This window comes from Enterococcus devriesei (assembly GCF_001885905.1).
Lineage (GTDB): Bacteria > Bacillota > Bacilli > Lactobacillales > Enterococcaceae > Enterococcus_A > Enterococcus_A devriesei.
In genome coordinates this window covers 34,536-45,895 of the sequence record NZ_JXKM01000010.1, presented here as the reverse complement: position 1 = coordinate 45,895, position 11,360 = coordinate 34,536, and the positions used below count along the sequence as shown (strand labels likewise).

12 protein-coding genes are annotated in these 11,360 nt (G+C 35.2%); 4 read left to right on the top strand and 8 right to left on the bottom strand.

From position 1 onward, the window contains the following. The first annotated feature begins 28 nt into the window (after positions 1-28). On the top strand, positions 29-226 hold the full coding sequence (locus RV00_RS12595) for a hypothetical protein (protein WP_010742455.1): 198 nt from the start codon (positions 29-31) through the stop codon (positions 224-226). Between the two features lie 91 nt (positions 227-317). Then, positions 318-563 carry a toxin-antitoxin system, toxin component gene (locus tag RV00_RS12590; RefSeq protein WP_071862920.1) on the top strand — a complete coding sequence of 82 codons (246 nt, stop codon included), beginning with the start codon at positions 318-320 and terminating at the stop codon, positions 561-563. A 446-nt stretch (positions 564-1,009) separates the two neighbouring features. On the opposite strand, the gene RV00_RS12585 is transcribed toward RV00_RS12590, so the two are convergent. The 8 genes from RV00_RS12585 to RV00_RS12550 form a co-directional block, all read right to left on the bottom strand. Next, positions 1,010-1,336, bottom strand: coding sequence for a hypothetical protein (locus tag RV00_RS12585; protein ID WP_010742457.1), 327 nt, complete (start codon positions 1,334-1,336; stop codon positions 1,010-1,012). A 493-nt stretch (positions 1,337-1,829) separates the two neighbouring features. After that, on the bottom strand, positions 1,830-2,144 hold the full coding sequence (locus tag RV00_RS16710) for a hypothetical protein (protein WP_010742459.1): 315 nt from the start codon (positions 2,142-2,144) through the stop codon (positions 1,830-1,832). Positions 2,145-2,556: 412 nt separating this feature from the next. After that, the gene (locus RV00_RS12575) at positions 2,557-2,955 is read right to left on the bottom strand and encodes a hypothetical protein (protein ID WP_177184086.1); all 399 of its coding nucleotides are present in this window, start codon (positions 2,953-2,955) and stop codon (positions 2,557-2,559) included. Between the two features lie 901 nt (positions 2,956-3,856). Next, the gene (locus tag RV00_RS12570) at positions 3,857-4,612 is read right to left on the bottom strand and encodes a hypothetical protein (protein WP_071858792.1); all 756 of its coding nucleotides are present in this window, start codon (positions 4,610-4,612) and stop codon (positions 3,857-3,859) included. Positions 4,613-4,899: 287 nt separating this feature from the next. Beyond that, positions 4,900-6,387, bottom strand: a complete 1,488-nt coding sequence (locus tag RV00_RS12565; RefSeq protein ID WP_071862919.1) for a primase C-terminal domain-containing protein — start codon at positions 6,385-6,387, stop codon at positions 4,900-4,902. A 962-nt stretch (positions 6,388-7,349) separates the two neighbouring features. Continuing rightward, complete coding sequence (locus RV00_RS12560) at positions 7,350-7,883, bottom strand: hypothetical protein (RefSeq protein ID WP_071862918.1); 534 nt, start codon at positions 7,881-7,883, stop codon at positions 7,350-7,352. Positions 7,884-7,900: 17 nt separating this feature from the next. Further along, positions 7,901-8,755 carry a ParA family protein gene (locus RV00_RS12555; protein ID WP_071862917.1) on the bottom strand — a complete coding sequence of 285 codons (855 nt, stop codon included), beginning with the start codon at positions 8,753-8,755 and terminating at the stop codon, positions 7,901-7,903. 816 nt (positions 8,756-9,571) lie between these two features. After that, the gene (locus tag RV00_RS12550; RefSeq protein WP_071862916.1) at positions 9,572-10,144 is read right to left on the bottom strand and encodes a recombinase family protein; all 573 of its coding nucleotides are present in this window, start codon (positions 10,142-10,144) and stop codon (positions 9,572-9,574) included. A 221-nt stretch (positions 10,145-10,365) separates the two neighbouring features. On the opposite strand from RV00_RS12550, the gene mazE reads away from it, so the two are divergent. Both mazE and RV00_RS12540 read left to right on the top strand, forming a co-directional pair. After that, positions 10,366-10,596, top strand: a complete 231-nt coding sequence (mazE, locus tag RV00_RS12545; RefSeq protein ID WP_071862915.1) for a type II toxin-antitoxin system PemI/MazE family antitoxin — start codon at positions 10,366-10,368, stop codon at positions 10,594-10,596. After that, on the top strand, positions 10,596-10,937 hold the full coding sequence (locus RV00_RS12540; protein ID WP_071862914.1) for a type II toxin-antitoxin system PemK/MazF family toxin: 342 nt from the start codon (positions 10,596-10,598) through the stop codon (positions 10,935-10,937). Before mazE ends, RV00_RS12540 begins: the two co-directional genes overlap by 1 nt. The last annotated feature ends 423 nt before the right edge of the window (positions 10,938-11,360 follow it).

The window sequence follows — 11,360 nt, the reverse complement described above, 5'->3', positions numbered from 1 at the left end:
AAAAATAATTCGCAGAAGGTGAGTATCTGTGTCCATTGAATTAGAACGTTCTCTTGAATTAAGAAAGATGCACTTAGAAAAAGAAGATCAAGAGTGTAATCATGAGTATGAAAAAGAGGTTTTTAACGATATTCCCACTGGAGATTACGCTTGTAAAAAATGTGGTAAATCTATTTCTAAATCCTTTTACATTGGACTAATGAAGGTTAAACAAGCACTAGATTAGTTTAATGCTTCTTCTTTATTGACTTGGGTTACCGGATAGTTCCAGATAGTTCTATTCAATTATGTTACACTCAACAGAAGAGGTGATTTTTATGTTAAGAACACAAATTGATGTTATTTCTTTAATGAAATCAGTTTCATTGCGCATAGCTGATTCTTTCGACAGCGCTTCTGTTATTGCAGAATTTAAAACTCCTGAAGAATTGCTAGCATATTCAGAAAAAAATTTTGATTTCTTTTCTGAGGAATTTCTAAAGTCCTTCCGTAAAGATTTTCAAGACGCTTATGTCACTGAGATAATCAAACAATTAAAAGAACAAAGTGTGTCCTTTAATTAGACTCTAAAGCAGAGTCTTTTTTATTTATGCAACTTCTGCCTTGATTCCCGTCGTTACTAGACTTTTTATCCTAATTTGTATAACCTTATTTAAAAGGGAGTGATTCCGTGTTAAAAAGAGTACTAACATCAATTTGGGTAACATTCATCTATCTTTTTGTCTCCAACCTTGGCAATTTGTTCTTCGGAGTTAGCAAAACTTTCAGTTGGACGACAACTCTGTGGGAATCTCTATTTTTCTTTATCTTTGTATTTTTACTTTTGCAGTTTAAAAAGAAGTGATATTCTCCTATTCTCCGTTAGCATACTTTCCATTTAATTTCTGATATCATGTTAGTGAAGGTGTCAATGTGAATTTTTTTATGTTTTTTTCAGCTTCTTGACTAGTTTAGGTATTCTACTAATGATTTATGCTTTTTATCGTGACTTCAAAAATTTAACTTTACTTCAAAAGATTTCACTCATAATCATTACTATTGGCGGGACAACTTTCCAAAGCTTTGACACTAAATCGTCAAATCGTTCAATCAGATACGCTTCCGTATCGTTTTCTAAAAGCCAATCAATTTCTATTTTCCAAACTGCTCCTTTTTTCGCTGCGTTAAAGATGTGCCCTTGGAAATCTTGTGGAATAGCTATGAAACATTCTTTGAGCTCAACAACAATCGCTGTAAAAACTGTTTCATCTATACCGCAATTCTGTTCATAGAAAACAATTCTGATAATGTCTCCTGACTTAAGTTGTTCACTCTTCGTTAACGCCTGCTGCATCATTCGATTTTCTCCCTCAAATAAAAATCCGTAATTTCTATTTGTAAATGTTTCTCAAACTTCAGCTGAACATAAATCTTGTCAATTTATTTGTGATCTCATAAGAGCACTTTCGATAATCTTTGCGAAAATATAGGACAGGATCGTACAAAAAGCAGAAACTATATAACCCGTGCCGACAAAATACAAACCAATAGTTAAAACAGCGCTAAATACTGATAAAAACTTTGCGTTTCTCAAATCTTTTCTTAACTCCCTCATAGAAACACGATTGATCATTTGAACGAGTTCATGTCTTTCCGAAGGCTTTTTGTATGATGTATGCATTTTCTATCAACTCCTCTACAACTTCATATGGATAAACTTTTTTCTTTGAATTCTTATTCTGTTGATCTACTAACCAATCAAGCTTTTCGCTCGTTCCTTTTTTGAAGACAAATTTCCTTCGCGGATTCTTAGTAGGCAAGGTGGGCCCTCCTTCACTATAGGGTGGCCCCTACTTTTTCTTCTTCATACGAGGTAACACTAATTCGCCACGATTGATATTCACGTCATCAGTGACGTAGCAGCGATAGCTGCCGTCAACTGCTAAAACAACCTGCTTAATAGGGATTTCTGTTTGCTTTTTGTACTTTGTAACTAAAACAATCCTCTCTAAGTTATAAATGGATTGACCGTCTAGTACCTCATTTTCAAATAGTGACAAGCTCATGTTTGGCATGACTTTGATTGCTACCATGATATTCTTTTTATCCCAAATCGGATCGACTGTTTTTCCGATTGGAAGTGTGATCGTTTTTCTTTCTCGCATTGGTATGCTCCCTTCTTAGTATCCTGGATACATAGTGTCTAGTTAAACGTTTATTGTTTACTAAATAATTGTGTATTCGTAGAACAAAAAGCTTTCGCAGATTTTTACAACCGGAGAAATCTAACTCCTATTGAGGCCGGATATTCGCTCAGTATCGATTATACGTCTTCGCAAATCCTCAAATGTTTGGTGGCTCACCATTCCTTTTGAATGGTTACTCCAAATCCCTTAGTAGCCATGCTGATTAATTTGGAGGGGGTTCTACTTCCCGAACTTCATCTATTCAGTTTTGGTTCCGAAAGCCCTCGTCATCAGCGCTTTTCGGATAATGTGTTAGAAAGATAATTGCTAGTGGTTATCTAGCAAACAATAAACGTTTAACCTTGATTCTTTAATCTTGTTAAGCGATCAATCATTTTTTACTGTAATAATGTGCTAGCATTTGCTTTGCATACTCCGTATCTTCAATCCGCTGGATCATTTGATAAAAATACAACGCACGATTGTTTCCAGAGCCATTCCCTACTGAAAGCCACTTATTTTTTCTAGTCGTTCGTAGCCTTGTGTCTGGACAAGCTCTCTCAGCGATCACTTGATTCTTTTGATCAAAGATAAAACGAATCTTGGGAAATATTTCCTCGACGCTCACACGATCTACCTGAACAGGTACTTTCCGTCCATGTTCAAAGAAATAGCAATACTTCACCGCAAATCCTTCTTCCAAAAACCAAATTTGATTATTCAACAATTTAATTTTTGTACTGACTGTTTCTAAATCTTTTGCTCGTACCTCAATCCCAATTGCACCCATAGGACACCTCCAACTATTTTTTATTAAGAATCAGCTCTTGTCTAAAACAACAAAAAAAGGGATACGTAGTCTACACTACGTATCCCTTACTCGACTCACGGGGCATTTATCCAACATTCGCATTTAAAAAATATCAATAGAAGTCCTATTACTCGAAAATTCGTTCCCTTTTGGGGTGAAATATTCTAACAATACTATTCTAATTTTGATATAATGACGAATGTCTGGAGAAATCCATGACAGCCGAGGGTTAACGTAGTAAGGGTCTTGTCTTACTACCTCAGCTGATCGCTGACGGAGCCTGAGAAACTCCCGAGATCAGTTGAGCCTTTTGTTATTTTTTTCAAACAATATAGCATCCTGCTTGAGAGGCAAGAACTAATTCGCTTTCAGTTTAAGCCTTTCATTCCTGTTAAGTCAAGAAGTAGTTCTAAAAAAGAATCATTCTAACAAACTCTCAAGTATAAATTACTTAGCCAAGCATACTAATTCTCTGTTTTTTTATCCCCTTTCTTTCTGTTCTCTTATTCGATACTTCACATGATCAATTCCTACATAAAACGGCATATTCATCCAATCAACTAGCAAGTCAACGTTATTTATATTTAACCTCGTAACTATATTAAGCACAATAAGAATTTTGAAAAATAAATTGTCAGAATAGTTGCGAATCAGAATATTTTTACATAGACAAATAATCAAAATAGCTTTCAAATGAGATAGACGTCTTAATCTCACAGATAATTATAACAGAGTTCTAACCGAAAGCGAACACATGTTCGGTTTATTTTTTTACCTTTTAGGATTGAAAAACACCCGTTCATGATATTTTTGGAATATCCACGCAAAATGTGCTAAAATCCCGCCTCTCAAAAAAGAGTTATCAGATTCAATTTCACGCCTAATCTTTTCGTTTTCGAATCACAAAATCGTGGACTTCTCGATTGAACTCTTTATCTGCTCCGTCCCTGGCTTTTCCTTTTTTAACGGATTCAGACTGTCTGTTCTCCTTTGGCATGGTTGGCGATTTTGTTTTCTTGACTTCTTTATGCTCCTTGACTACATCTGCGTATTTCATTTTCTTATAGCCCTTTTCCGTCTTTTTATACAACCAACTCACGGGTCTTCGTCTTGTATTCATGAATCGCTGTTTCTGTGACGCATTCTCAATAATCCGTTGAACTAAAACATATAGTTTCTCTTTCCGGCCGTCCTTCGTATGCAATATGATAGGCACAATATCCCCTTTAGAGATCTTGTCATTGATCTTCTCTGAAGACTTGAACTTTAAGTTTTTGTCAGTCCGTTTGAATTTCTTATCAACCAATTCAACAATAATTCCTGTATAAACAACCTTTTCAAAAGCTGACCTTTTTTGCTGCTCGATGGCTTTTTCACCTGACTTTATGGCCGGATCTTCATCAAATATTTTCGTCAAGACCCCAGTGTATGCAGCTTCTTCTTCAGGCGTTCGATCATCGATTACTTCGAGAACGTAAACAAGCTGTCCATCTGAAGAAAAAGCGAGCGTTCCAGGCTTCAAATCCTCAGCAATCTTCTGTTGATCCACTCTAAAATAATATTCTGTATTTCTTAATTTAACGGCTCCATTGATCTTTCTGTCTTCAAGAACAACGTGTACAGTTTTTGCTAACACTAAAATCACTCCCCCATAAACTATTTTTAAACCACTCTGTCTCAACCCTACCCTAGCGATCGCCAGCAGTAAAGCTTAATCAAAAAGTCTAGATATGTTCACAACGACGAAAAAGTACACGGAACGTCCTTGGGCTAAGGCCCAGCTAAAAATTAGTAACCCCTGGTAACTTAGGACAGTCCAAATAGTTGCTAAGGCAACCAGCGCTAAGGCGCATACTCAAACGTGCAAAAATCCGAGGACACGTATCATAGATATAATGTATAGGCAGTTTGCGGGTTTAACTTTTAGCCTGATTCTAAACTGATTAGTTCGATTTCTGTGTAAGCTTTTTTAGCTGGTAACAACTGATAAAATACCTTTTGAACTAACGTACCTGGCACAAGGAAAGCCTCTCTAATCGCCTCAAAATAAGCCTCACGTACTTCTTTCTTCGTTAAGATGATCGTTCTCATAAGAGCCTTGACTGAAGCGATCATAATTCCGCCGCCGCGGCCACGAGTCACACGATAAAATACCTGGTTCTTTTCCTTCAGCGTTTTAAGCGCTGCGTCGAAAGATCGTTCTGGTACTCCGATTTCTTCGCGGATCTCTTTCTTTGTAGAATAGACAAACGGTTTATACGTATAACTTTGGCTCGACAAATAGGCAAGGATATCTTGTTGCCACTCTTTTGAATGAGATTTCACACGTTCCTTACGATCCTTTTTGAATTTATACCAGCCTTTTGGTTGTGAAAACAACTGATCATCAGTCAAACTCGAATCAATCCAGATATGGCAGATTTCCCTAATATAGTCTTTTGATGCTGCTTCGTATTTTGATGAATACGCGCTCTTAATAATCCGTTTGATCTCAGACTCTTTGAGTGGATTTTTTAAACGATCATTCAGCATGATCATGTTGTATTCGCATGTTTCAATTGGTGACTTTGAAGCGTAGTAAGCCAAAGAAAGGGTAAAAATAGCGTTGTTTCGACCTAGTACACCCTTTGAGCCGATTAATTTTTCGGAGTTCATCAATAGATCCACCCACTTTTCATCTAGCTGGCGGATCTCATTTTTTTGATGGGGAAACGGAATGACTTCCGCTTTGTTATCTTCAGCTTGAGTCATTGACCAATTCAACCACTCTTGAAACGAATAAGAGTACGACTCTTCGAAAAAGAGAACATTGTCATTTCGCGGAATTCTAGCGATTCCAAAATGATTACACCCTACATCGATGCCTGGAAGGTCTTTCGCTAATTCTTTGCGGATATTTTCAGAGATACGTTTTGCAACGTTGATCACTTTAAAATTACTCTTTTTAGTCACGTACGCAGCGTCACGTAAAACGAAATAAACCTGATATCCTTTTGGAGTATCTAAAATCATTGTTGGCAACAAGCCCAAACGATCATACGCCGCAAGAACGATTTCACCGTGATTAAATTTTTCGCCGGTAATATCAATATCAACAACAAAAGTGTTGATTTGACGCAGATTATTTTCATTGTGTCCTTTGACGAATTGACGGTCGCTGTTGGTGTACGTGCCATAACTGAAGACGTTTGGCGTCCAATGAGTGAACTGATCCTCGTTTTCACTCAAGCCCTCTTCTGAAGTAATCACAACACCTCGCCCCTGGATCATGAGATCCTTCGATCGATAACCGAAAATCGCGCCTTTATTACCTTCAGACGAACCTACAGGTTTTTGTTTGCTATTTCTAAATTTATATTTTCTTAATCCATTTTTCAGGGTATGATTAATCACTACATCCACATCACTCATGAAATCACCAACTTTCAACAAGATACAAAAAAGAGCGTAACTTCAAAAGTCACGCCCTACAATAATTTACTCGTTTTTGGGTACAACAAATAAGCCTAAAAACATTGAATTTTTAGCGAAATTTTGCTATATTTATCCCAACATAGTAATAAGACGTGAGCTATCGAAATTCGAGGTCAGAGTTGAATTTTTTGATTAGCTCTTTTTTTGTTCACTATCTAATCCATGAAACAACAATTGTGCTCCTAGACTGATTCATATTTAAAATACACTTCCCAAAAATGAAAAACAAGTTAAAAAAAAGGCAGCACACATTGTGTACTACCTTAATAACTTATTAAAAACTACCTTAAATCATGATAATCTACTACCTTAATTAAGTTTAAATATATTTACCAACTACCTTAATTGCAGATTGAAGTAGTACATAATTAATTAATCAGGATAGTTTATTACTACCTTTATTCAGCAATAGATACTACCCTAATAACAATTACAATTCGAATAGGTACTACCTTAAATCCAAATTATCTACTACCATTATTAGAACTTTATTGTCTGTTCTTTTTTTTAATATGATCGGTGTTGAAAGCGGAATTACGATTGATTACTAACAAATCAGCTTTTTTCAGTTTTGAATAGCATCAGCTATTAATCATCTGATCAAATTAACGACTACTTTAATTCGTTTTTAAGTTTATTAACAACTACCTTTATAGATAATTGTACACTACCATAACCTAGGTATTTTTATGATTTAACGACTACCTTTATTGCTGATTATCTACTACTATAATTCGAAATATAAATGAAATGTCTACTACTATAATACCTAATTATTGACTACCTTAATACTGAGACTCAGTTGATTATTGACTACCATATCGTTCAATTATGGTAGTTTATTATTGGCTTTTTAGTGAATAAAAAACTACCTTAATTATTAAGGTAGTCGTTAATTATTAGTTATCAATTCCCCATCGTTTTCGTAGATCACTCTCGGTTTCATCTTCAATCTGCTTCGCAGTCTTAATTACATTTCCCTCTTCATCTACTATTTCAATAGTAGGATTCTTCTCACGAAAAATATCTAGATCTCTTGTTACGTCTCGCAATAAATCGATTTTGTCTTCTTTAGTAAGATTTTGCTTTATATAAAAATCCAAAGCTTTTCTAAGCAATTCATCCTTATTCAAACTCGTTTCATATTTTTCGACCATTGACCGAGACGTTGAGTTGAGAATAGTCGATAATTTGATGGGTTGCTTTGAAGCATGGGTGCGGTCATAGTTCTTAATTGGCGCTCCAACGCTTCTTTTTGCTCTAGATTTTGTTTTTTCTTTAGGGATTGTTACTCTTTGAACTTCATGTTCCTTTTTCTCCTCACTTGGAGTAGGGGAAGGGGGTAAAGAACTTTTTTGACCCTTAGCATCTTTGATTGCCTTCATTCCATTGTTGGTGTTGTTGAATATACTCAAACCTTTGATATCAGCCATCAATAATTACCACCTTTCTAATCAAACCAAGTTTTATGGATCTCTAACTCATCATAAATATCTTTGAAAATTTTGTGAGTACGGCGATCCCAATATTCAGTCTTACCAGTTTTAGTTTTCTCTAAAGTAATTCCAGATCCATCATAACGCTTGAGCCGGGCATTTTTCAGCACTACAGTATTTAAAAGATGCTCTTCATATATTTCTTGTGCTTGTGCGTACATCTCTTTGTCAACAGCATCTGCAGCTTCAAGCATGAATGGGATGACTCCTACTACTTTTAGATTGGTATTGAATTCATTAACAAAGTATTCCATGTATTCCATGTACTGGAGTCCATTACGCATTGACTTGACTTGTGTCTGCAGTATGACAATTACCCAATCAGCCATATACATAGCTGCCTTAGTATAAACAGAAATTGATGGTGGAACATCGAAATAAATTCTATCGTATTTATTAAAAAGAGGACTTAATTTTTCTTCGATATATTTGAATTGGTCCGTAGATTCTGGAAATTGCTTTTTTACCCACCCATCAAACATTTCAAAAGCTATGTTTGCAGGCAACACATCTAAATTATTGATTATCGGATAAACAGCTTCTTCTACGGGAATATCGTACATTAGAACATCATTGATTGTCTTATCGAAGGTAAGCATTTCACCACCGCCGTCTTCCTCACTATAATTCATGTGAGTAAGATTCAGAACATCAGATGTATTTCCCTGCATATCTAGATCGACTACTAAAGTTTTCAAGTTACGAGCAAATGCAGATTCGAAACTAAGCATCTGTACAGTGGTTGATTTTCCAACTCCACCTTTGAAATTTCCAACAACATATTTTTCAGCACTTTTATTTACTGCCATAGTTTTACCTCCAATAAATATATTATGTACTACCACAACAAAAATAATAATATACTACCTAAAATAAAACAATGGTTTAATTACGTACTACTACAATTATTCGACTGTCAAATATCTATAAATCAATGATGATTTAAGTTGTTTACATACTACCTTATTCAATCATTTGTAAACTACCTTAATTATTATATTCTATCTATTAGCTTTTAGACAAAAAGTTTACACTTTGTCATACTGCTAAACTCTTGCTAAGAAGGGGACGCTTTGTCGCAAATGAGGTTCAGCTAAACCTATTGTGTTATACTAAAAACGCATCAAATTTAAGTACATCAGAAAAAGGCCAACTCCTGATCCTGGGGTTGGCCTTTTTTCTTGGAAGATAAAATGGCTTTCATGTCCTCAATTTTTTTTGTTACATTCGCTAATTAGAGAATCTCGATTCAAATCATCACTAACTATTATACAATTTTTTTGCATGCTTGAAAGATTGAGTCTAGTTCGAGTTTATGCTATTATTGTATTGTAGATAAGAACAATGTGTACACAAAACCCCTAGAGAGGTCGGATTCTCTAGGGGTTCTTTTTTTGGCTAATGCCGCCATAATTGTTTTACTTCTTGTTTTTCGTATTTAGCCAATACTCAAATAAAAGGCTATTATTAGCCCAAAAGAAGGGGGCAGATAAATGAATAGAACAACATGTACACCTCCTTCCAGTCGCAAGACTGTCGGATAGGCCGACTATTTATTTTAGCATTTCATCTGTCCATTATCTATAAAAGTAAGAATACAATCATTAGCTGTACGTCTATTATCACTATTTTACTTCCAATTTATTTAAGTATCTATATATGGTGGTACGAGATACATTCCATCGTTCAGCTATGGTTTTAATAGGTGTTCCGTTATCAACCAATGTCTTCAGTAACTCTAAATCCTGGGCAGTAAGTTTTTCAGGTCGACCACCGAATCTACCACGTGCTCTTGCCGCGGCTCGACCAGCCGCGGAACGTTCTAAAATTAGATTACGTTCAAATTCTGCAAACGCAGCAAACAAATGAAACATCAACTGGCCAGTAGAACTTGATTTGTCCATTGTGATATTTTCTTGCAGGCTATGAAAACCGACTCCTCGTTCATTTAATCTATTTACGATAGAAATTAAATCTTCCATATTTCTTCCCAAGCGATCTAATCGCCAAACAACTAAAATATCTCCAGCTCGAACAAAATCAATTGCAGTTTCTAAACCTGGGCGATTATTTTTTGCTCCACTCATATGATCGGTGAAAATTTTATCGCAACCAAATTTTTTAAGGCTATCTTCCTGTAAATCCAAATTTTGTAATCCGGTAGAGACCCGGGCGTATCCTATTTTCAAAAAAATCACTCCATTCTCAAAATTATTGTAACATAACTTTAGAGTAGGGGTATTAGTTGAACATAGATTTTGCTACGGGTTTATGAACACGAAATAACTATTTTTTATTTGATAATGGGTAAAAAAAGAAAGTGTACAGAAATGGACCATTTTATGTACACTTCAAACCAGAATATATATATTGCGTGACTAAATGTTGCGTGATATAATATATCGATAGAGGTGATACTATGATTATTACAAAATCTAGATTACAAGGTAGTTCTGTAGTGATAACTCTGCCCTCGGATAACGGTAAGAAACCTTCGGAAAATAAAGAATATATTGTTGTCTATTCTGATGACGGGACAATTACGTTAGTTCCAAAAATTGAAGATCCATTTAGTGGTGGAGAAGAAGCGGAGTATTACGAAAAAGATGAGTGGGAAGATTTATCTCCTGAAGGAAGAGAGATTTTATAATGAATGAAGAAAGAAATTACATTCCCAAAAAAGGAGATATTGTTTGGATTGATTTTGATCCTTCCGCAGGAAAGGAGATTCAAAAAAGACGTCCTGGATTAGTCGTTTCTAAATATGATTTTAATCGCAAAACAATGTTTGCAGTAATATGTCCGATTACTTCTACGATAAAAAATTTACCGACACGCTATCCATTACCCGATGAATTAGACACTACAGGACAAATACTTGTTTCTCAGTTGAAATCACTCGATTTCAAAGTGAGAAAACTAAAAAAAATTGAATCCTTGCCTATACAAAATATGGCAAAAATCGATCAAATTATCGAATATATATTTTAATCATAGTAACGAGCTGTTGTTCTTAATGCAACGAGTTCATTACTATGATTTTTTTGGATTTGAGTCAATATCCATTTATATTAACCCAGTGTTTTGTACTAAACTAAATCGATTTTAGCAATTACCGAATCATTCGTTCGCATTTTATTGTTCGTATTATTGACATAGGTGCCTTGTTCAGTTGATCGATTCATACCTACAAAATTATCCTATATGTAATTTTTTTAATGAATCTTTTATTAAATTTATATACTATCCGCAAGCACAACACTACTGGTATCGATAGCATATTTTAATCCGCGCATGGATTGATATTCATAATAGTGTTTGTTAATAACTATTAAGTCCTGGATGTAGGATAGAAGTTGAGACAGATTTTGAGAGAGGGTAAACTAATCTCAAAGGAAGGTGTCTCGTCATGCC